The sequence below is a fragment of the Crocinitomicaceae bacterium genome, assembly GCA_016708105.1.
GTDB lineage: Bacteria > Bacteroidota > Bacteroidia > Flavobacteriales_D > Crocinitomicaceae > JADJGJ01.
In genome coordinates this window covers 1,438,672-1,462,045 of sequence record JADJGJ010000001.1, presented here as the reverse complement: position 1 = coordinate 1,462,045, position 23,374 = coordinate 1,438,672, and the positions used below count along the sequence as shown (strand labels likewise).

At 36.6% G+C, this 23,374-nt stretch carries 21 protein-coding genes and 1 pseudogene; 18 read left to right on the top strand and 4 right to left on the bottom strand.

Annotation, left to right across the window (positions count from 1 at the left end):
- Positions 1–5 precede the first annotated feature (5 nt).
- Entirely contained in the window at positions 6–1,985 is a 1,980-nt protein-coding gene (locus tag IPH66_06305; protein MBK7128964.1) for a sensor histidine kinase, read from the bottom strand.
- Positions 1,986–2,004: 19 nt separating this feature from the next.
- Entirely contained in the window at positions 2,005–3,957 is a 1,953-nt protein-coding gene (locus IPH66_06300) for a tetratricopeptide repeat protein (protein MBK7128963.1), read from the bottom strand.
- A 164-nt stretch (positions 3,958–4,121) separates the two neighbouring features.
- Between IPH66_06300 and IPH66_06295 the strand changes: the two genes are divergently transcribed.
- The 6 genes from IPH66_06295 to IPH66_06270 all read left to right on the top strand — a co-directional run bounded on the left by IPH66_06295 (position 4,122) and on the right by IPH66_06270 (position 9,461).
- On the top strand, positions 4,122–5,309 hold the full coding sequence (locus IPH66_06295) for a class I SAM-dependent rRNA methyltransferase (protein ID MBK7128962.1): 1,188 nt from the start codon (positions 4,122–4,124) through the stop codon (positions 5,307–5,309).
- Between the two features lie 10 nt (positions 5,310–5,319).
- Complete coding sequence (locus IPH66_06290; GenBank protein MBK7128961.1) at positions 5,320–6,651, top strand: MATE family efflux transporter; 1,332 nt, start codon at positions 5,320–5,322, stop codon at positions 6,649–6,651.
- Positions 6,648–7,592, top strand: a complete 945-nt coding sequence (locus tag IPH66_06285; protein ID MBK7128960.1) for a methionyl-tRNA formyltransferase — start codon at positions 6,648–6,650, stop codon at positions 7,590–7,592. The genes IPH66_06290 and IPH66_06285 overlap by 4 nt, the downstream gene beginning before the upstream one ends.
- A 143-nt stretch (positions 7,593–7,735) precedes the next feature.
- The gene (locus tag IPH66_06280) at positions 7,736–8,140 is read left to right on the top strand and encodes a cupin domain-containing protein (GenBank protein ID MBK7128959.1); all 405 of its coding nucleotides are present in this window, start codon (positions 7,736–7,738) and stop codon (positions 8,138–8,140) included.
- Positions 8,141–8,310: 170 nt separating this feature from the next.
- The gene (locus tag IPH66_06275) at positions 8,311–8,583 is read left to right on the top strand and encodes an HU family DNA-binding protein (GenBank protein MBK7128958.1); all 273 of its coding nucleotides are present in this window, start codon (positions 8,311–8,313) and stop codon (positions 8,581–8,583) included.
- A 191-nt stretch (positions 8,584–8,774) separates the two neighbouring features.
- The gene (locus tag IPH66_06270) at positions 8,775–9,461 is read left to right on the top strand and encodes an RNA methyltransferase (protein ID MBK7128957.1); all 687 of its coding nucleotides are present in this window, start codon (positions 8,775–8,777) and stop codon (positions 9,459–9,461) included.
- Positions 9,462–9,501: 40 nt separating this feature from the next.
- Here the strand turns inward: IPH66_06270 and hutF are convergent, their stop codons facing one another.
- Entirely contained in the window at positions 9,502–10,881 is a 1,380-nt protein-coding gene (gene hutF / locus IPH66_06265; protein ID MBK7128956.1) for a formimidoylglutamate deiminase, read from the bottom strand.
- Between the two features lie 105 nt (positions 10,882–10,986).
- Here hutF and IPH66_06260 point away from each other — a divergent pair, with 105 nt between their 5' ends.
- The 12 genes from IPH66_06260 (at position 10,987) to pseI (ending at position 21,972) form a co-directional block, all read left to right on the top strand.
- Complete coding sequence (locus IPH66_06260) at positions 10,987–12,081, top strand: Nif3-like dinuclear metal center hexameric protein (protein ID MBK7128955.1); 1,095 nt, start codon at positions 10,987–10,989, stop codon at positions 12,079–12,081.
- 4 nt (positions 12,082–12,085) lie between these two features.
- Positions 12,086–12,838 carry a hypothetical protein gene (locus IPH66_06255; protein MBK7128954.1) on the top strand — a complete coding sequence of 251 codons (753 nt, stop codon included), beginning with the start codon at positions 12,086–12,088 and terminating at the stop codon, positions 12,836–12,838.
- A gap of 157 nt (positions 12,839–12,995) precedes the next feature.
- Positions 12,996–13,742: a 3-oxoacyl-[acyl-carrier-protein] reductase gene (fabG, locus tag IPH66_06250; GenBank protein ID MBK7128953.1), complete on the top strand. Its 747-nt coding sequence runs from the start codon at positions 12,996–12,998 to the stop codon at positions 13,740–13,742.
- Between the two features lie 121 nt (positions 13,743–13,863).
- Positions 13,864–14,055: a cold shock domain-containing protein gene (locus IPH66_06245; protein ID MBK7128952.1), complete on the top strand. Its 192-nt coding sequence runs from the start codon at positions 13,864–13,866 to the stop codon at positions 14,053–14,055.
- Positions 14,056–14,215: 160 nt separating this feature from the next.
- A complete protein-coding gene (locus IPH66_06240) occupies positions 14,216–15,127 on the top strand; it encodes a glycosyltransferase family 2 protein (protein MBK7128951.1) in 912 nt (303 codons plus the stop codon).
- On the top strand, positions 15,128–16,018 hold the full coding sequence (locus tag IPH66_06235) for a hypothetical protein (GenBank protein ID MBK7128950.1): 891 nt from the start codon (positions 15,128–15,130) through the stop codon (positions 16,016–16,018).
- 7 nt (positions 16,019–16,025) lie between these two features.
- A complete protein-coding gene (gene pseB / locus IPH66_06230) occupies positions 16,026–17,042 on the top strand; it encodes a UDP-N-acetylglucosamine 4,6-dehydratase (inverting) (GenBank protein MBK7128949.1) in 1,017 nt (338 codons plus the stop codon).
- Entirely contained in the window at positions 17,039–18,196 is a 1,158-nt protein-coding gene (gene pseC / locus IPH66_06225) for a UDP-4-amino-4,6-dideoxy-N-acetyl-beta-L-altrosamine transaminase (GenBank protein ID MBK7128948.1), read from the top strand. The genes pseB and pseC overlap by 4 nt, the downstream gene beginning before the upstream one ends.
- A gap of 1 nt (position 18,197) precedes the next feature.
- The gene (locus tag IPH66_06220; protein ID MBK7128947.1) at positions 18,198–18,845 is read left to right on the top strand and encodes a methyltransferase domain-containing protein; all 648 of its coding nucleotides are present in this window, start codon (positions 18,198–18,200) and stop codon (positions 18,843–18,845) included.
- Positions 18,820–19,545, top strand: a complete 726-nt coding sequence (pseF, locus tag IPH66_06215; GenBank protein ID MBK7128946.1) for a pseudaminic acid cytidylyltransferase — start codon at positions 18,820–18,822, stop codon at positions 19,543–19,545. The genes IPH66_06220 and pseF overlap by 26 nt, the downstream gene beginning before the upstream one ends.
- Positions 19,535–20,929: a UDP-2,4-diacetamido-2,4,6-trideoxy-beta-L-altropyranose hydrolase gene (gene pseG, locus IPH66_06210; protein ID MBK7128945.1), complete on the top strand. Its 1,395-nt coding sequence runs from the start codon at positions 19,535–19,537 to the stop codon at positions 20,927–20,929. The genes pseF and pseG overlap by 11 nt, the downstream gene beginning before the upstream one ends.
- A complete protein-coding gene (gene pseI / locus IPH66_06205) occupies positions 20,926–21,972 on the top strand; it encodes a pseudaminic acid synthase (protein ID MBK7128944.1) in 1,047 nt (348 codons plus the stop codon). The genes pseG and pseI overlap by 4 nt, the downstream gene beginning before the upstream one ends.
- 178 nt (positions 21,973–22,150) lie before the next feature.
- Here the strand turns inward: pseI and IPH66_06200 are convergent.
- Positions 22,151–23,307: pseudogene (locus tag IPH66_06200) on the bottom strand (IS4 family transposase).
- Positions 23,308–23,374 lie beyond the last annotated feature (67 nt).

Here is a 23,374-nt window from a genome sequence, read left to right as displayed (position 1 = left end):
ACATTTTAATTATCAGCATTGAATACAACTACAATAATCGTTCCGTTCATTTTTTTTATTTCTGCATGTCCACCAAGTTGTTCACTAAGTATATGAATGAGCTCAACACCGAGGGTTTCGCGCTTTCCGTTAATTATTTCTTCAGGAATTCCAATCCCGTTATCTTGTATAGTCAACCGGTATTTTTGATGCCCTAATGACTCAAGTGAAATATCAATTTGCCCTGATTCACGAGATTTGAATGCGTATTTTACTGCATTTGTAAATGCCTCATTCAATATCAAGCCAAGTGAAGTAGCTATTTGCAAATCAAATGATTCATTGCCCGCCTTAACTGTAAAGTTGATTTCTTTATTCTCATCGTTTAGCGAATGAATGATTGATGTGATCAATTCAGTAACATAGGCAGAGAATAAAATATTTTGTACCTCATTTTTTTTGTAAAGCATTTCATGTACCAGCGCCATGGTTTGTATTCTTGATTGCGCATCACCTAACACTTTGGTGACTCCTTTGTCATCAGTTGACATGTGCTGTAAACTAAACAAGCTGGACATAATTTGAAAATTATTTTTAACCCGGTGATGCATTTCTTTAAATAGAATTTGCTTATCCTCAATGGTACGATTCAATGCATGATTCACTTTTTTATTTTTGCGATTCAAATTCCAAAAAACAAAAACTACGGTAGCTAAAAAGAGAATCGTGATAAAGAAAATGAAATAATTTCTCTTCTGAAGTCTTTTGTTACCTTCCATTTGAATTTTCAATTTGTCGTTGTCATAACGAAGGCGTAAATCTTCTGTTCGTGCCTGAATGCGCTCTTCTTCATCTTCAATATAGTTCACTAATTCATCAACCACTTGTTGCATTAATTGTACTCTCAGGTCAGCATTCACATTGTTCATTACCTGAAAATAATATACCATAGAATCAGTTTTGCCAGAAAAATTACATGTTAAAGCCAACTGTTGATAGTAATCCAAAACAATAATTTTTGAAGGAACTGAATCAATTGAATTTATATTTTGATAAAGCACATCCAAACTTTGGGTAAATTTTTTTGTTTTGTTGAAGATTTCTGAACGTACAATAGAATTCAGAATCAAGTCCGGACGATTACCAACTGCGCTGTAAATTGAGTCAGATACATCCAGGTAAAAAAGGGCTTCGTCTGTTTTATTGAGAGCATTCATCAATCGGGCTTTCTCTCTGTAGATTGAACCATCTTGAAAGTGATCATCATTGGCATGATTATTTTCAAGTGCTTTGTCAATTAACACTACTGCATCTTGAAATTTATTCTCCTCCATGGCAATTTGAAAGCGTTCAAAATACATGAGAAACTGAAAGTCATATGGCAATTCAATCTCAGTATTTTCAATTACCGTTTGCATTTTAGAAACATAATATTTTGATGAAACATGATCACCCACTCCTCGGTATATATCAGCAATACTAGAATAAGTATACATAAGTGAACCCAGAACATCCATATCATTCAAGGCTAATTCATCTGAAAAATAATTTTCAATGTTCTTTAAAATCTTTTGAAAATTAATCAATGCAGATACGTATTCACCTTTATCTAAATAAATATTTCCCAGGTTGTAGCATGCAATTTGGTAAGCCACTGAATCTTGATAAATCTCAAAAATATCAACCGCTCTTTTTGTGTAGTAAAGTGCTGAATCGGCATTATTTTCAATAAAAAACAAACCACCTTTCAGTAAGAGTGCATCCGCCTTATGATAGTCACTATTTGCTTCTTCAGCCATATTTAATGCTGAATCAGCATAGAGAAAACTTAAATTGTGGTCAACCAATTCAGTACTGTAACAAGAATCTTTCAATGCGCTGAATTTATTTTCGAACGAAGCATCAGTTTGTGCAGAACCGTATTCAGCAAAAAACAAAATTGAACTGATTGCAAACAAATATTTGCAAGTAACAATCATGCATAAATTAGGTACAGCTTTTTTCATGGGTTAGAAATTTATCATGCTATACTTCAAACTTCACTCTTAATTCAGTGCCTTTGTCAATAATAAAATTTGCATCGCCGCCAAGTTGATTACTCAATATCTTTATTAATTCTATTCCAAGAGTTTCTTTGCCTCCATTGAGGAATTCATCAGGTATACCCCAGCCATTGTCTTTTACTACGATGAGATAATTTTTTGCATCAAGCGGCGTAATACTCACCTGAATTATACCGGATGTTTTGTTTTTGAAAGCATATTTAACTGCATTTGTCAAGGCTTCATTAAGAATTAACCCCAGAGGCACCGCTAATTCCAGATCAAAATATTCATTACCACAATCAATTTTACATTCAATCATGGTTTTTTCATCTTTGAAAGAATTGAGAATAGACGAAACCAATTCATGAGTATATGCACAAAAGTCAATTTTCTTTGCCTCATTTTTGCGATACAACATTTCATGCACCAGTGACATAGATTGTATGCGTCCTTGTGCATCGGTCAATACCTGCTTACTTCTTTCATCTTCTTCAATTCCTTGTTGCAGATTCAGCAGACTTGAAATAATCTGAAAATTATTCTTTACTCGGTGATGCACCTCTCTGAACAGCACTTGCTTTTCATCAATAGAATAATTCAATTCCTGATTTATTTTTTTATTTCTTCTGTTTCCTCTGGCAATGACAATAATGATTAGAATAAGACAGATGGTAGAAATAAAAAATAAAGCATATAGCCATTGTCTTTTTTCTTTTTCAAGTGAAATATCAGTTTGAAGTTTTTCTTTTTCTTGAACGTGTTTGTAATTTTCTAATTTATCATCAATGCGTGCCTCTTCATCATGAAAATAGTTGAGAATTTCTTCAACAGCACTTCTATTTGATTTGAGTAATAAATCATCTTTCAAGGCATCAGCCAGACGCAAATAATCAAGAGCCCGCACTGAATTGCCGGTGTTTGCATAGATCTCACTGAGCATAGTATGTGTTTCAATGCGCTCATTAATTCTACCGGGGGAATCAAAAGCGCGCTCAAGTGAATGAAGCAATTGCAAGGCATTATCTATCTCACCCTCCATGTAAAAACATTTGGCTCGCAATAAATCATTCACGCGCAATTCTTCTTTATTAGCTGAGGAATTAAACATCTCATCTGCCTTTTTCAAATACTTGATACATAGAACATATTTACCTCGTCCGTAAGCTGATTTTGCCAATACCTGATAATTATATCCGGTTGATGTATTTATTCCAAGTTGATTTTTAATCTCAAGTCCTGAAATGGCATATGATTCTGCCTTATCATAATTGCCCAGTTCATTATAACACATTCCCAAATTATTGTAGGCCACACTTTTTAATATCAGGCTCTGCCGATTTATTTTACGTTCAGATAATTTTATTCCTTTCTGAAAATTTACTATAGCCATTTCATAATCACGCAAGCTGAGATAAACCAAACCAATACTCACATAACAAAACGCTTTATTCAAGTAGATTTTATCCTTATCTCGCACAACGTAGGCATCAAAATTTTCATCTACGATACGCAGCGCCTTGTTAAACTGAACCAGAGCCTGAATATGATCACCCATAGCCAACAAAATATTACCGCGATTGTACTCTGACTCATAATAATCAGTTGAATCAGGATAATACTGAAAGATCTGACAAGCACTTTTTGAATAATACAGAGCAGAATCAAGTTGAGATTGATCAAAAAAAGATTTACTCTTTAAACTAAACGCCTCACCCAAATAAAAAGATGATTTAAGGTCGTACGCCTGATGAATGGAAGAATCAACAAAAGCCCAAGCTAGTTCAGGGTTTACTGTTTGGTTTTCCAGAACAATATTGACAAATTGATAAAACTTTGCCACCTTATCTTGTTCTGTTTCAGTAGCACGCAGTTCAGCGGTACCGGTAACAAAATACACCAGGCAAAAAAATGAGCTATAAAACAGAATTTTCACTGCGCAAAGATAATTAAAGATCAAACCACCCTCATTATCAGGCAAATTTTCAATAAATACGCAGAAAACTGAGGGGGAACCATGAAAAATAAATTCTGTTCAAAAACAGTAAAAACGTTGATACTTCTGCATAATGAGCTAACTTCGTCTCTTCAATACAAAACATGACCACACCAAAATGTTATATAAAAAATGGTAAAGAGCGTTCAGCAGAGCGGCAACATCCCTGGATTTTTTCAGGCGCAATTCATAAAATTGAAGGTAGTTGTGAAGAAGGTGATACCATAGAAGTATTGAATCATGCAGGAAAAACACTTGGATTTGGTCATTATCAACAAGGCAGCATCACGGTGCGAATGTTGAATTTCACCAAGCAATATCCTGATCAAAATTTTTACAATCAAGCAATACTTTCAGCATGGAATTTGCGTAAATCACTTGGTTTTACTAATAGTGCAGAAAATCAGATTTTCAGATTAATTCATGGAGAAGGTGATTTTTTACCCGGATTAATTGCAGATTATTACAATGGAAATGTTGTACTGCAATGTCACAGTATTGGTATGTTTAAAAATCTTGACAAAATTTCTCAGGCACTTATTCATGTACTTGGTCAAAATCTACAAAGTATTTATCAGAAGAGCGCCTCAACACTGCCGGCAGGATTTTCAGCCCAACAGCAGGATGGATACACCTATCAGAATGCCGATACTCCGCTGATAGCAAAAGAGAATGGAAATGCGTTTTACATAGATTGGATAACGGGACAAAAAACCGGTTTTTTTATTGATCAGCGTGAAAACAGAAAGTTACTCGCTCACTATGCTGCAGGAAAAAAAATTCTGAACACCTTCTGCTACTCCGGTGGATTTTCAGTTTACGCGCTCAATGCCGGTGCAGCCTTGGTGCATTCCGTAGATTCATCTCAAAAAGCCATTCAACTTACGGATGCCAATATTGAACTCAACCAATGTGATAAAAATAAGCACGCATCATTTGTTGCAGATACGATGGATTATATCAGGGAATTACATGAAGATTACGACATCATCATCCTTGATCCGCCTGCATTTGCAAAGCATCGTGATGCACGCCATAAGGCAGTTCAGGGATACAAGCGCCTGAATGCTCATGCCATCAGACAAATTAAACCGGGCGGAATAATTTTTACTTTTTCTTGCTCTCAAGTTGTTGACAAAGCACTATTCTCTAATACCATTATTGCAGCTGCCTTTGAAGCCGGAAGACAAGTACGCATTCTTGAACAATTACATCAACCTGCTGATCACCCTATCAACGCAGCCCATCCCGAAGGAGAATACTTAAAAGGATTAGTCATTCAGGTTTCGTAAGTAGCAACCCATGCTTGAAATTTCTTACCGAAAAATATTAGCCATAGCGGTGCCTCTCATGTTTGGAACTTTTGTTCAATCTGTGGTGATGCTTACTGATACTGCGTTTGTGAGTGAATTGGGTACCATACCTTTCAATGCCGTGAATAATGCGGGATTAATTTATATCTCTCTTTTCATGTTCAGTAAAGGCCTTGCAGACGGATCACAAATTATCATTGCCAGAAAATATGGTGAGCAAGACTATACATCCATCGGTCAGTACATTTTTAATACTCAACTTCTTCAAATTATTTTAGGCGGAATTTTATTCACCGGATTTTTTTTTCTGAGTGATATTTTTATTCACTCGTTTGTGAAATCATCAGAAACGGGTGAATGTATGGTGGAGTTTCTTAAGTACAGAAGTTGGGGTATTTTCTTTGCCGGTATGCATGCCAGTCTCACCGCATTTTATATTGGCATTGGACGTACAAAACTGGTTTTGATTTCAACTATTATTCTGGCTTTCTCAAATATTTTTCTAGACTACGCCATGATATTTGGACATTTTGGTTTTCCTGAACTTGGAATGAAAGGTGCTCCGTTGGCTTCATCCATTTCAGAATTGCTTGCATTTGCTTTTTTAGCCATTACGGTTTTACGCACAAACGAAAATAAAATCTTTCAAATCAAATTCTGGAATAAACCTTCCAAAATCATCTCAACTGCTTTATTGAAACTTGGTACCCCGCTCATGTTTCAAGGATTTTTGGCTTTGTTTGGCTGGCTGATTTTTTTCATGATGATTGAACAATATATGAGTCCGCATGACTTAGAAGTTTCTGCCGTAATTCGCAGCATTTATTTCGTTGCTTTCATTCCGCTGTTTGGTTTTGGGGCAACTACACGGACGTACGTAAGCAATTTAATCGGCAGAAAATCTCCTGAGCTGATTCCGGTTGTTCAGCGCAAAATGATTTTACTTTGTTTTATTTCAGTAGTTCTTTTTTGTCATGGAGCTCTACTCTACCCTGCTGCATTCATTCCTGTGATCAATGATAATCCCGATATTCTGGCTGACAGCGCTGATGTGATGCGAATTGTCACCGGATCTATTTTACTTTTTTCAGTAGTGACAGTATGGTTTAACTCAGTGGCAGCTGTCGGTAAATCCAATCTCTCTTTTATGATTGAAATGATCAGTATTGGAATTTATCTTATTGCCTGTTATGTATTTATTGTGATGTTGGATTTTTCAGTTAGAGGAATCTGGTTGGTTGAATATGTATATTTTGGTTCAATAGGTATTTTGAGTTATGTATATTTACGTTCATTCAGAAAAAAGAATTATCAATTATGAGTAAACGAATTGTATTCATGGGTACGCCAGAGTTTGCGGTGCGCTCACTTGAATTACTTTCAGGTGCCGGATTTGAAATTGCAGCCGTTGTAACAGTTCCGGATAAACCTGCAGGACGAGGACAACAAATTTCCATGTCAGCAGTGAAAAAATTTGCGCTTGAAAAAGGGTTCACGGTTTTACAACCTGAAAAATTAAAAGATGAAAATTTTCTGAATTCATTGCAAAATCTTCAAGCAGATTTATTTGTTGTCGTTGCGTTCAGAATGTTGCCTGAAGCAGTATGGAATATGCCACCAAAAGGCACTATTAATTTGCATGCTTCATTATTACCTCAGTATCGTGGTGCGGCTCCTATCAACTGGGCGGTAATCAATGGCGATACCGAAACCGGTGCAACCACTTTTTTTATTGAACGAGAAATAGATACCGGAAAAATTATTGATCGTGTAAAAATTCCAATTAACCCAACTGATACTGCCGGCACGGTGCATGATAAACTGATGGAAGAAGGTGCTATACTTTTGGTAAAAACTGTTGAAGATATTTTTGCCAACAACATTCGACCCGTTGAACAGCAAATTTTGATACATGGTGATTTAAAGCCCGCTCCTAAAATTTTCAAAGAAGATTGTCAAATTGACTGGACTCAACCAGCGCAACAATGTTATAATAAAATTCGTGGTCTCTCACCCTACCCGGGTGCATTTACCACGATATCAAATGGGGAAGAAACAAAGACACTTAAAATTTTCAGTTCAGTCCTTCATGAAGATAACAAGGCAGACATTAAACGTATTGAACAAACCGGTACCTCAGTGCGCATTGGTGCCCAACGAGGATGGTTAGAAATAACCGACCTTCAATTGGAAGGGCGCAAGCGAATGAAAACCGCTGAATTTTTAAATGGCTTCAATATCTCCGGCTGGCAGATTTGCTGATAGCATAACGCCGTTTGAGTCAATTAAAAACTACGCTTATATATATAGGTGTATATTTTTGCATCGTAAGATTGTCTGGTAGAGTTTAAAAACGTTGATGAATACTGTGATTAAGCCATTATTTACTTAGTTATTTATTGATTATGATTAAAAGACTTTGTTTTAGTATTTGTTTCATTGCACTAATTGCCGCGGTGGCGCAGATTGATCCAAACCTCAAGAATCACCGGCCACCGGATGATTATGACAATATCCACGTTGAGAAGATTTCTGGAGACTCTAACCAAACCGCTTTTATTATATGGGTGAAAAATGAGGTGGCCTTACACAAACATGAATGGCATACTGAAAATGTCTATATCCTTGATGGAAAGGGCGAATTCACGATGAATGACGAAAAATTCATCGTTCAAAAGGGGGATTATTTCAACATTCCCGAAGGCACTCCACATGCTTTAAAAGTACTTTCATCTACCCCTGTGAAAGTTTTGTCTATACAATCTCCATTTTTTGATGGAACAGACAGAATATTAATTTCACAACCATAAAATGCCCCAAACCCTACATTTGACAGGGGTTTTCAGGGGTACTTATTAACATTTTGCCTATTTTATTAACAAAATGAGGGTATATGAAGCTGTACCCCTTGTAAAATAGGGTTATTGCAATATATTTGTTTCGATATAAAAATTGTTTAACCAAAAATCAAAAATTGATTATGAACAAATCAGAATTAGTAGATGCTATTGCATCAAAATCAGGTTTATCAAAAGCTGACTCAAAAAGAGCTCTTGAAGGTTTCATCGCTGCTACTGAGCAAGCTTTGAAAAAAGGAGATAAAATCTCTTTAGTAGGTTTCGGATCTTTCTCAGTTTCTAAAAGAGCTGCTAGAACTGGACGTAACCCACAAACTGGAAAAGAAATCAAAATCGCTGCTAAGAAAGTTGTAAAATTCAAAGCAGGTGCTGAACTTTCTGGAAAAGTTAACTAGTTAAACCTGGTTACTAAAAAAATTGCCCCGCCGACCATGTGTCTGCGGGGCTTTTTTTTTCATTCACTGGTACGCGCATGTCATGACCTGCGCATACAAAGTGGTAAAAGTGAAATTGTGTCATTTCATTTTACCTACTATACCTTTCATTCTTAAATTTGGAAACACAACTTTTTTTTTAAAACTCAATCATGCAAGATAAAAATTGGTTAATTGAACAATTGGCTAAACACATCTCTGAACACAAGTTTCAACTTTTTGAACAAGTTTTGTCTTATAGAACCAGACATATCACCGTGGTTTTAGAAAATATTTTTCAACCTCACAACGCAAGTGCAGTTTTAAGATCTTGTGATTGTTTCGGAATTCAGGATGTGCACATTATTGAAAACGGGAACAAATATGAAACATCCTCAGGTGTTGATATGGGTTCTTCAAAATGGTTGACATTAAATCGCTATAATCAAGAGGCCAACAACACCGTTTCATGCATTGAATCACTGAAAAAAAAAGGCTATCGTATTGTCGCTACCACACCACACACCAATGATTGTTTAATTCATGAACTACCCATTGATCAACCACTAGCATTAATGTACGGAACAGAAATGTCTGGTTTATCTGAACTTGCCTTACAACATGCTGATGCCTTTGTGCGGCTCCCAATGTATGGCTTTACAGAAAGTTTTAATATTTCAGTTTCAGTAGCATTATCGCTTTTTGAACTTACTGAAAGAATGAGAAAATCATCTTTTGCTTGGCAACTTTCTACAGATGAAAAAACTGATTTGAAATTAGAATGGGTACGAAAAGTTTTGCGTAATTCAGCAAAAGTTGAAGCTGAAATTCTTGCGAGAAAAGAACAAGGTTTACTCTAATTTTTTTTCTGCATATTCACACTGAGAAACCGAAAGCACTTCATCTCAAACCCAAATCATTCAAGCACTTCTGAAAGTTTTCTTTCACCTTTACATAAGATTCATTCTCAACTGAATTCATGAATAATTTTCCCTTAGAAATTGTGCCGTATTGTTGTGAAATATCACTTGAATAGACAATAGTTGAGAGTAGATTTTTTACGGATGAACTGCAAACTAATGGACTATCTGCAGAGATTAAAACGGTATCTAAAAAATTTCCTTCTTTAAAAAAAACAGCATCATTTTGATTCATTGCTTTTCTTCCTCCTGCTGTTACTGCATGAAGAGCAAACATGCCTGCATCTCCTTGCTCACGCGAATAAAACGTGTTTCGTTTGTGAGATATTAAGCGTTGTCCATAATCCAGCAAACGTAATTCTTCAAAAGGATTTAAGCCAATGTGACTATCTGTACCAATACTCCATTTTCCATTAGCATTTCTGAAATCAATGAAGGGAAAAATACCATCACCAAGGTTACCTTCAGTGCTTGGACAAAGCACAACATGCGCACCAGAATTGGCAATTCCTTCAACTTCATTTTGTGTAAGATGTGTAGCATGCACCAAATGAAAATGTGATTTCAGGTTACAGTTTTCAAGCATCCATTCTACGGGTCTTTTTCCAAGATATGAAAGACTTGATTCTACTTCAGACAACTGCTCAGAAATGTGAATATGAAAAGGAATTTCAGATGATGATTGGAGCGCGATTTCTTTCACAATTTCCGGTTCAACTCCGCGAAGTGAATGCATGGCAATTCCTGTTTGCGCATGTTGATAATGCTTACAAACGGCAGTACTTTTTTCAAGGAGCGTGAAATATTTTTGCGCATCCGTTGAAATAAATCTTCGTTGATTTTCAGTAGCAGGTTTTCCAAATCCTCCGCGTTGATAAAATACTGGCAAGAGTGTGATTCCAATACCGGCGTTTTTTGCAGCCGAGACTAACCTTTCACCCATTTCTGCAAGATGATCGTAAGGCTTTCCGTTCTGATCATGATGTAAATAATGAAACTCGGCAACATGCGTATATCCATGCCTGATCATCTCAGAATATAACATGGTTGCAATGCTCTCAACATGATCAGGATTCACCTTTAAAGCCACTTGATACATAGCCTCTCTCCATGACCAAAAATCATCAGGAGTTTGGGTAGTTGAATGTATTTCAGCTAAACCCGCCATGGCATATTGAAAAGCATGCGAGTGTGCATTCTGAAATCCCGGCAAAGCATAAACATTCAAATCAAAATCAACCGGCGTGGTTATTGGCTGATTTGAAATTGAAATTATTTTTCCCTGATCATCAACTGATACATAAGCGGGAATTAACCATCCATCATTTTGAAGTAATCCGCTGAATTTATATGTAACCATCTTACTGAAATGAGCTGTAAAAGTAAACGGATTGTTTGAAGTAGATGACTTGAAATATGAAAAAATGTCTATCCTAATTTCATGAGACTCTCTTATCTTTACTGAATGAAAATTTCAGATCTCACCCGTTATCTTGAAGAACTTGCTCCGCTCAGCACTCAAGAAAGCTATGACAATTGCGGATTGTTAACCGGAAATGCAAGTGACGAATTAAAAAATGCACTCATTTGTCTTGACTGCACGGAGGATATCATTGACGAAGCCGTGAAGAAAAAATGTAATTTGGTGATAGCCCATCATCCGCTTATTTTCAAAGGCATTAAAAAATTATCAGCCAACAATTATGTGAACCGTACGCTGGTGAAAGCAATTAAAAATGATATTGCAATTTATGCTATTCACACCAATCTTGACAATTACCAATACGGCGTGAACAAAAAAATTGGTGAGAAATTAAAGATCAGCCATTGCCAAATTCTGCAAGGCACTCAAGAAAGCATGTATAAGTTGGTTGTGTATGTTCCGCAACAACATGCCAAACATGTGTTAGATACTTTATTTCAACAGGGCGCAGGACACATTGGAAATTATTCAGAATGTAGTTTTTCTCTTAGCGGAACAGGGACTTTCAGGGCAGGTGCTGATGCGAATCCATTTGTTGGAAAAATAGATGAACGACATCATGAACCCGAAGAACGTATTGAAGTAATTTTTCCATCTCATCTGACAAAAAAACTCATTCCGGCCATGATCACCGCACACCCTTATGAAGAACCCGCCTATGATATTCTGCCACTCATGAATGAGAATGCGTATTCAGGCGCAGGCATGTTTGGAGAATTGGAACATGAACTGGATGAAAAAGATTTTCTGCAAAAACTTAAATCAACATTTGGTTGTGGAATCATTCGTCATACCCCCTTGTTGGGTAGAAAAATAAAAAAGGTTGCCTGGTGTGGGGGCAGTGGAAGTTTTCTGCTTGGAGCGGCAAAAAGTGTTAAAGCAGATATTTTTATTACGGGAGATTATAAATACCATGATTTTTTTGATGCTGAAAATCAAATTGTTATTGCAGATATTGGGCATTTTGAGAGTGAACAATTCACAATTGAACTTTTAGCTGAAATTATCCAGAAAAAATTTCCTACCTTTGCGCCCTGCTTAACAGAACATAATACCAATCCGGTAAATTATTTTTAAACCAATGGCAAAAAAAGTAGTAGAAACAGGCATTGAAGAAAAGCTGAACGCATTATATGATCTTCAGCAAATTGACTCAGAAATTGACAAAATTAAAACCGTACGAGGTGAACTGCCTCTTGAAGTTCAAGACTTGGAAGACGAAATAGAAGGCTTAGACACACGCCTTGCCAAATTACAGGAAGAGAATGACGAGCTTGAAAAATTCATCAATGATCGCAAAAACCAGATCAAAGATGCAAAAGCAGCCATGAAAAAATACGCTGAGCAGCAAAAAAACGTGCGTAACAATCGTGAGTACGATTCTATCTCAAAAGAAATTGAATTCCAAACTTTGGAAATTGAATTATCAGAAAAAAAAATAACTGAGGCCAAAGCTAAAATAGATCATAAAGCGGAAGTATTACAATCTTCAAAAGATCGTTTGGCTGAGCGCAAAAAAGATTTGCAAATCAAGAAAAAAGAACTTGATGAAATTGCATCGGAAACTGATAAAGACGAACAACGCTTAGTGAAATCATCTGATGCTGCAAGGGCATCAATTGAACCAAGATTATTGACTGCTTACGATCGTCTGAGAAATAACTCACGCAATGGATTAGCAGTAGTTACAATACAACGTGATGCTTGCGGTGGATGCTTCAATAAAATTCCACCTCAAAGACAATTAGATATTCAGGCACGCAAAAAAATTATTGTGTGCGAACATTGCGGCAGAATTCTGGTAGAACCGGAAGTAGTTGCAGCAAAAGCATAATATTCAAACCCTGTCCCTAACGACAGGGTTTTTTATTTGTCCGAGAAGCCTTCATTACCATGATCCTCGATAGTCATTTCGTCTTTTGGCTTGATCAAGAACTATTCAATTTCTCAACATAAAAAATTATCTTTGACCCTCACACAAATTAACCAACATGGGATTACTTGACGGAAAAGTTGCCATTATCACAGGCGCATCACGCGGCATTGGAAAATCAATTGCTGAAGAATTTATCAAACAAGGTGCAAAAGTTGCTTTCACCTATTTGTCATCAGAAGAAAAAGCAAATGCACTTGCAGCGGAACTCTCCGCAAATGGAGGCACTGCCAAAGGTTTCAAATCTGATGCATCTGACTTTAATTCGGCTCAACAACTTTGTGACGCTGTGGTAGCTGAATTCGGCACAGTAGATATTCTGGTAAATAATGCAGGAATTACCAAAGACAACTTATTGATGAGAATGACTGAAGAGCAATGGGATGAAGTAATTAACACCAATTTAAAATCTGCTTTTAACCTTACCAAAGCAGTTATTAAACCCATGTTGAAAGCAAAAAAAGGATCCATCATCAACATGAGTTCAGTGGTAGGTGTATCAGGCAACGCGGGTCAAGCAAACTATGCTGCTTCTAAAGCAGGAATGATTGGATTTACAAAGTCAGTTGCTCAAGAACTGGGATCAAGAAATATTAGATGTAACGCTATAGCACCGGGCTTTATTGAAACTGAAATGACCGCGGTTTTAGATCAAAATGTGGTACAAGGATGGCGTGATGGAATTCCGTTGAAGCGTGGAGGCTCACCTCTTGATGTGGCTAATGCAACTGTTTTTTTGGCTTCAGACATGTCAGGCTACGTTACCGGTCAAACCCTGCACGTTTGCGGCGGAATGCTAATGTAATCAAGGCTTTAAATGCTTAATTGGGCAGAATGAAAAAAGGAATTTTTTGTAAAAATACCTGAAAATGAACCAGCGAGCATTTTTTTACGTACATTTGGTTAAATTATTAAATTAAAAAAGAATGAACAAAGGAATTGTCAAATTCTTTAACGTAACTAAAGGATTTGGGTTTATCAAGGAAGAAGACACCAACAAGGAGTACTTCGTACACGCAACAGGATTAATTGACAAAGTAAAAGAAAACGATGTCGTTACTTTCGAGCTTGAAGAAGGAAAAAAAGGATTGAATGCAGTAAAAGTTAAGAAAGCCTAATATAGCGCATTAACGCATACTCAATGAGATCTTGAATCCCGCCCCACCATAGGCGGGATTCTTTTTTTTCAATAGGCGCCGGTCTTTTTTCAGTAGGCGCCGGTCGCGACCGGCGCCTACTGAAAGCAATTCTGTATCTTTGTAAACACTATCAAAATTCATGATCACTGCCACAATCAGTACGTATAACAGAGAACGCTATTTGCCCGGTGTTTTGGAAAGTCTTGCCCGCCAGACATTGTCGTCAAAATTGTATGAGATTGTTTTGATCAACAATAATTCACCCGGTAATACGCAAGAAATTTTTTCAAAATTTTGTGAAGAAAATCCAAATCTTTCATGCAGATATTATCTGGAAACCAATCAAGGTCTAAGTTTTGGACGCAACCGAGGAATCACAGAGGCAAAAGGAAAGTACATTACTTTTATTGATGATGATGCCTTTCTTGCTGATGATTATCTTGAAAAAATATATACGTATTTTGAAGCTCACGCTGACGTTGCAGCAATAGGAAGTAAAATTTTATTGCACTATGAATCCATCATCCCTACTTGGGAAAATAAATACCTGAATTCACTGCTGGGCTATTTTAATTTAGGAGATGAAACCAGAATTTTTCCAAAGTCAGATTATCCGAGAGGTTCAAATATGTCATTCCGTTTGGATGTTTTTCAAAAAGCAGGTATGTTCAATACTGAACTTGGTAGAATTGGCAAAGGATTAGGAGGAGGTGAAGAGAAAGATATTTTTCAGCGGATATACAACTTTCCTGAGCTAAAAGTCGTATACATTCCCAATGCAATTGTATATCATTGTGTGCCGGTAGAACGCACAACGGCTGAGTTTATTCGCAAGCAGGCATTAGGTACAGGTTACAGTGAACGATTGCGCGTGAGCAGAGAAGGCGGCATGTCAGCCTTAAAAAGATATGGAATTGAAATAGTAAAATGGGCAGCCAGTTTGGTGCTTTGGTCCATCTATATTATCAAAGGGCAAGCGGCAAAAGGCAATATGATTGTGAGATTCAGAGCATGGGTGAGTAAGGGATTATTTTTGAAAGCAACCAATTAAATGATAAAATTTTTATCCAATACCCGTTTGTTCTTCATTGGATTAATCAAGATACTTTTTGTATCTCGTTTTAAAAATCTGCATCGGCAAATCACACAAAAAAAAACATCCGCAATTATTTTAGGAAACGGACCATCTCTTGCCGGATTAATTGAAAATTCTGAATTCATCAAACGCATAGAAAATATGGATGCCGTTGCAGTAAATGCTTTTTGTGAGCATCCGGTGTTTGAAAAAATGCAGCCAAAATATTACATGCTTGCAGCGCCTGATTTTTGGGAAGATGATGTAAAAGAAATGTACATCACGTTTAGAAATAATATCTTTCAAAATCTTGCAAAAAAAGTAAATTGGGAAATGTATTTGTTCATTCCCTGGCCGGCAAAAAAGAAAAAATTCTGGCAAGATATTCTGGCTGAAAATAAAAACATTCACATCATCTATTTTAACATCATACCATTTGAAGGCAGCAACGGATTTAAAAATTTCTGTTTCAACAAGCGTTTAGGATTGCCGCGATTACATAATGTCATTGGGCCATCAGTAATGAATATGATTTGGCTGAACTATCAAAAAATTTACTTGGTAGGTGTTGAACACAGTTGGCTTCAGCAAATACATGTTGATGAAAATAATATTGCTTACGTGGGTCAGCCTCATTTTTATGATAAAGACGCTAAACCTGAGCGCATGAATGGTGTTGGAGGAGTTGGATATCGTGCCTTGCATGAAATCATTCATAAATTTTATCTTGCTTTCAAGGGATATTTTGAAGTACAGCAATACGCACAAAGCAAAGGCGTAAAAATAATCAACCTGACTGAAGGCTCATACATTGACGCTTTCCCCCGTGAAAAAATGGATATCTTTATAAAAAATTCAAACGACTGATAAAAGTATGCTTGACCTGAATGAAAAATCAATACTAATCACCGGCGGAACCGGATCACTTGGCAAAGCGCTTACGCGCCGTATTTTGAAACAGTACCCGAATGTAAAACGGCTGGTTATTTTTTCACGTGATGAGCAGAAGCAATTTGAAATGGCGCAAGAATTTCCGCAGTCAGACTATAAAGCAATTCGCTATTTCATTGGTGATGTACGTGATTTTGATCGTCTGAAAAGAGCGTTTAAAGAAGTTGATTTTGTCATTCATGCAGCGGCTATGAAACACGTTCACATTGCTGAATACAATCCAATGGAATGCGTTAAAACCAATGTGCTTGGCGCTGAAAACGTAATCAACGCAGCGCTGGAAACACAAGTGAAACGAGTTGTTGCACTATCAACAGACAAAGCAGCAGCCCCTATCAATTTATATGGTGCAACTAAGCTGGCTTCTGACAAATTATTTGTTGCTGCAAATAATATCAAAGGTGCAAATCAAATTAAATTTTCTGTTGTGAGATATGGAAATGTAATGGGCTCAAATGGGTCTGTCATTCCGTTTTTTATCAAGAAAAGAAAAGATGGTTTTATTCCTATTACTGACCCAAACATGACACGCTTTAATATTTCACTGGATGAAGGGGTTGACATGGTTTTGCACGCCTTAGATCAAGCCTGGGGAGGAGAAATATTTGTACCAAAAATTCCGTCATACAAACTGACAGAAGTGGCAAAAGCAATTGCACCCAGTCTTGAACATCGCGTGGTTGGAATCAGACCCGGAGAAAAAATTCACGAAGAAATGATCACTTCATCTGACTCATTTTACACCTATGATTTGGGACGATATTACGCAATTATTCCAAGCGTACCCAATTGGAAAGTAGATGAATTTGTAACTTCATTTAACGCAAAAAAAGTGAAAGAAGGTTTTCAATATAACTCAGGTGAAAACACTGAATGGGTTGATGCTGAAACTTTACGCACCTTGATAAAAAAACATGTTGATCCTGCTTTTACAGTATGACGCAACCCATTCCATACGGAAAACAAACCATTGATGAAACAGATATTGCAGCCGTAGTAGCTGCATTGAAATCTGATTTTTTGACGCAAGGCCCCTTAGTCAAAGAATTTGAAGAAAAATTTGCCCGGTACGTTGACGCAAAATATGCAGTAGCTTGTTCAAACGGAACAGCTGCGTTGCATTTATGTGCACTTGCCTTGAATGTAAAACCGGGGCAAAAAATAATCACCACTCCTATTACATTCGCCGCATCAGCTAATGCATTTTTGTACGCCGGTGCTGAAATTGATTTTGTTGATATAGATCCAGCAACCTTTTTAATGGATCTTGATTTGCTTGAAAAAAAACTTCGTTCATCAAAACCCGGAACCTACGCAGGTATTGTACCGGTTGATTTTACAGGATTACCTGTGAACACTGAAAGACTGAGAAAACTTGCAGATGAATTTAGTTTGTGGATAGTTGAAGATGCCTGCCATGCACCCGGCGCATATTTTTTGGATTCACGCAATGAAAAAACAAAAGCCGGTTCAGGTAAATACAGTCACTTAACTTGTTTTTCATTTCACCCCGTTAAGCATATTGCCTGCGGTGAAGGCGGCATGGTAACAACCAGTGACGAACATTTGTACAAACAACTAATCACGTTGCGCACACATGGTATCAGTCGTGAAAACATGCCGCTGGAAAAAGGCGGATGGTATCATGAAATGCAACAACTAGGTTACAATTACAGATTGCCTGATATGAATTGTGCACTTGGCATAACACAACTTGCCAAAGCTGATAAAGGATTAATTAAACGAATTGCCATTGCACAAAAGTACCGAGATGCATTCCGCAATGTCAGAGAAATTAAAATGCAAGCACAGCCCCACCCATTCTTCAACGCATGGCATTTATTTGTAATAGAAACCGATCAGCGCAAAGCACTATACGATTACCTTAAAACAAAAAATATTTTCACCCAAGTACATTACATACCGGTTCACCTCCACCCCTACTATCAATCATTAGGTTGGAAGCAAGGCGATTTCCCACATGCAGAAAAATACTACGAGCGTTGTTTGAGTTTGCCTATGTATCCGGGATTGAGTGAGGGGGAGCAAGGGTATGTTGTTGAGATGATATTGTCATTCTTTAATAAAAATTGAAATGGAATTTAAAACAGAACAAACCGATTTTTGGTCAGGCAACTTTGGAAAAGACTATACTGAGCGCAATCTCTTCACCGAGTCTGAATGGGATAGTTACTATTTGAAACAATACGGCTTAACCAAATTAGAAATGAATGATGAGTTTATTGGTAACCTTCCAAAGGATGCTAAAATCTTGGAGGTTGGTTGTAATATTGGTATGCAACTCAGAGGTCTTCAAAGCCAAGGATTCACGAATCTTTATGGAATCGAATTACAATGGTATGGTGTAGAAAGATCAAAAGAACTGCTAAAAGGCATCAACATTATTCAGGGAAGCGGGTTTGATATTCCGTTTAGAGATAATTATTTTGATGTGGTAGTCACCAATGGCGTTCTGATACACATTTCACCAAATGACTACACGAAGATCATGTCTGAGATTTACCGTTGTTCAAAAAAGTATATCTGGGGATTTGAATATTTTGCAGATCAGATCACAGAAATAAATTACAGAGGGAATACAGGATTTTTATGGAAAGCTGATTTCGCTAAAGAATTTCAAAACCGATTTTCTGATTTAAAAATGGTTAAAACAAAATTGTATCCATACATTAATCAGGTTGAATCAGGTAATACAGATGCCATGTACCTACTGTCAAAATAAATTGAAAGCTATTGCCATCATACCAGCACGCGGCGGAAGCAAGCGAATTCCGGGAAAGAACATTAAATTGTTTGCGGGAAAACCGATTATTGCTTATTCAATAGATACGTTAAAAAAATCAAATTTATTTCAGCGTATTATCGTTTCAACGGATGATAGTTCAATTGAAAAAATTGCTCTTCAATATGGAGCAGAAGTTCCGTTCACTCGAAGTTCAGAAAATTCAAATGATCATGCAGTGCTTGCTGATGTCATTGCAGAAGTATTGCATAATTTATCAGCAGAAAATCTTGATTTTGACATAATATGTTGCATGCTTGCAACGGCACCATTTATTAACTCAGATCAGCTAATCGAAATGAGTCAACAACTGAAGCCTGGGGTTGAAGCAGTATTCACTGTACAGCAATTTGGATTTCCGATTTACCGTGCGTTGCAAAAAAATAATGAAGGCTTAATGTCCATGATTTGGCCTGAAAACATGAAGAAGCGTTCACAAGATTTTAACCCCGCTTTTCACGATGCCGGTCAAGTTTATTTTATCCGAAAATCCGCTTTTATGGAACAGAAAAAACTCTACCCAGAAAAGTCGTTTGGATTTGAAATTAATGCCTTAGATGCGGTAGATATTGATACACCAGAGGATTGGGTGATTGCAGAAAAATTATTTGAACTCAGAAATAATTCAGGTGATAAATAAAACGCAGATAGTTTTTCGCTGCGATGGAAATTCAACCATTGGACTGGGTCATTTGTACCGTTCATTAGCACTTGCTGAATTTATTGAGAATCATTTTTCCATTACATTTCTGACCAAGGTTGAAACAACTCATCAGATAATACCTGACAAGTACAAGACTAATTTTATACCTCAAGACTTTTCTATTGAACAAGAAATTGACTTTATTTTTACAGAGTACCAGACGAAATCTTCCATTTTTGTCATAGATGGATATCAGTTTACCCAAGCATATATTGAAAGCCTTTGTACAAAATTTAAAGTTGTTTACCTTGATGACGTGCATACCTTCAAAAATCCTGCTGATCTAATTATAAATCACGCTGGTGGTCTTGATCCTCTTGACATTTATTCAGATTTCCTTAGCAGAAAATGTCTCGGTACAGATTACGTCATGTTGAGAAAAGATTTCTTACGAAAAAACAAATTTTCTACAAAGAAATTTGACGTCTTGATATGTTTCGGAGGTGCTGATCCTGACAATTACACATGTAAAACAATTGCACAACTTGATTCATCACTCAATAAAATAGTAGTCTTAGGTTCCGCTTTCAAATATGCTGAACAACTTGAAAAACTACAGAATCAAAACTGTAAGATAATTAAGGGGGCAACTGCATATCAAATGGCAGAATTGATGCAACAGACAGCATTTGCAATTACCAGCGCCAGTACAGTATCACTTGAATTTCTCGCATGTTCTGACGGCTGTTTATACCTTATTCAGACAGCAGATAACCAAAAATTCATATTCAATTATTTAATTTCATACGGTGTTGCTAGAAAATTTGAAGGACAATTGGATTTTTTTAATCGCCAAAAAGAATTGATTGATGGTAATTCACCGGAGCGATTATTAAAGGAGTTTGTTACACTAGAGTATGAACTTGGAATGACTCTTAGATACGCAGATCAATCAGACATTCACGAAGTGTACAATTGGGTAAATGATGCTGAAGTTAGAAAACAATCATATTTATCTGATCCAATTCCATTTGATACACATAGCAAATGGTACATGAAAAAAATCTCGGATGATAACTCCGTTTACTTTATTGCGCTGTTTGAAGAAATTCGTATTGGTCAGATCAGATTTGATATTGAGGATTCCAAAGCAACAATCAGTTATCTATTGTCTCCATCAAGCAGGGGGAAAGGATTTGCACAACCATTGCTCAAATTGGGTATAAAAAAACTGCTCAAAGAAAAAAATGGAATCAAAGAAATATTGGGTTATGTAAAAACTACTAATTCTGCATCATGCAAATCATTCAAAGCATGCAATTTTAATGAAGAAAAAACAACTGATTATCCGGATTCGTTTCTTTACAGATTAAAACTATGAAAGCTATTAAAATCGGGAATTTTGAACTTGGCAAAGGTAAAACTTTCATAATTGCTGAACTATCAGCAAATCATAATGGAAGTTTGGAAACGGCAATTCAGACTATAAAAGCCGCAAAAAAAGCAGGAGCAGATTGCATCAAATTGCAAACTTATACAGCCGACTCAATCACGCTGAATATTAAAAATGATTACTTCAGAATCAAACAAGGAACAGTCTGGGATGGCAGATATCTATACGATTTATATCAAGAAGCTTATACGCCCTGGGATTGGCATAAAGAATTATTTCGTGTAGCAAAAGAAGAAGGTTTAATCTGTTTTTCATCTCCCTTTGACAAAGCCGCTGTTGATTTGCTTGAATCATTAGATGCACCGGCATATAAAATTGCGTCGTTTGAAATAACTGATGTGCCACTGATAGAATACGTAGCGTCTAAAAATAAACCTGTGATTATATCTACCGGCATTGCAGATGAAGAAGATATCGCGCTGGCTATTGAGACATGTAAAAAAGCTGGAAACGATCAGATAATTTTATTACAATGTACGTCAGAATATCCTGCAACGCCGGAATCTGCAATACTTTCAAATATTTCTGAAATTATAAAAAAGTTTGGCGTACTTTCCGGATTATCAGATCACACGTTAGGCATTGAAGCAGCCATCTTAAGTGTTGCACTTGGCAGTGCTGTGATTGAAAAACACTTCATACTTGATAAAAAAATTGGTGGAGTTGATTCACATTTCTCACTTGATTCTGAAGATTTTCAAAAGATGGTTGAAGGCGTACGTCTGGCAGAAAAAATGATTGGTTCACCCAATTTTGAAATGACAGAAAAGAAAAAAAGAAGCCGTGAATTTTCTCGTTCACTTTTTATTGCTGAGGACATAAAAGCCGGTGAAAAATTTACCGAAAACAATGTTAGGTCAGTTAGACCGGGATTTGGCATGCACCCGAAACATTTGAAAAATATTCTCGGAAAAACCGCTGCACATGACCTACAGAGCGGAAATCCTCTAAAAAATGATGACATAATTTGATATTTTTTGTACCTTGGTTTTATAAATTCCAAAACACTACTGTCCGATAAAAACTAAAAGTACGTAAAAACCCTTTCAAAACCCGCATGGTTGCGTATGAAAAGCCTTGTATTTCAAAAGTAAGCCCCCTCTTTTCAGGCTGAACTAAATTCGAATTGAAGTTGTGGATCTATTTCAACTAGCCAATCTTTTCTGGATTTTCTAGAAATTTGATCAGATGAATGTAATTGAAGAGATGCAGTCTGCAAAAGTTGGCCAGATTAGAGAAAGCCCATTTTCGTTTAATTTTTTGTGGATAACGGTCAACAGCAGATTCACTATTAGCGTACACCAAATCTGAATTTTGATTGCATTCTCATTGTCGCCTAAAAAATATTTTAGCGGAAAGTTTTGTTTGAGCTGTTTGAAAAGTAATTCAATTTGCCATCGTTTTTTGTAAATGAGTGCGATGTGTCCTGCGTTCATCCCTTGTATGTTGGTTATAAATTCAAAGCATCTTTTGTGTTCGTCATCCCAGTAAGCAATTCTTCTGAGTTCAGTAGTTTTGAGATATTTTCCGTTGTCTTTGACTTCAACTTTTATAATTTCATCTTTCAATACACCTGCGTCAATATAGCTGGGAATATCATTTTCTACAACCAATTCATAGGTTGCATTTGATTTTAGTCTGGTGACAAAATAGATGTTGTTTTGTGAATTCATCAAAGGTTTTATAATCATTATATCCTTTATCAAACACAGCTATTTTGCCTTTTTCCAGCTTAAGTTTTTTAAGGAATTTTTATCGTGTGTTGTCGCTGATGAAAACCAAATCAGTTTTGGAACCTGTTCCTGAAGATTAATTTGAGTGTGTACTTTTATGCCTCCTTTTCTTTTGCCATTGGAGGATTTTCTGCCAACACAGCTCAATAAATCACGAAACAATGAAATAGTTGTTGAATCAATAATTTCCACCCTTTGTTCCCATACATATTGTTTTCGGCTGTCCGAGATAACCCCTGAGTACTCTTTGTACAATAAATAATAAATCTCTTGAAAAACCTCATGACTCCTTCGAGCATTTGCATCACTCAACGTGCTTTTGTGCGGAATGTTTTTTAACTGAAAATGATTTGTCTTTCCTTTGAGCCCAAGCATAGCACCGGCAACCTCTCGCAACGATGAACAATTGGCGAAAGTTGAAAACAACATGCTGATTAAGTGATCAGATGTGTCAAATCGTTTGGTATAATAATCAGAGTTACGGTTCTTAACCACTCTGCTTACAAGAGTTGGGTCAATTAAAGAAATCAGCTGTCCGAAAACCGACTGTCCAAAAAAAGTAGTTACTTTTATTCATGTGTATTTAGTTCGTCAAAACCAAATTACACTAAAGCGGGAAATCTGTTATGGAAATCCCGCT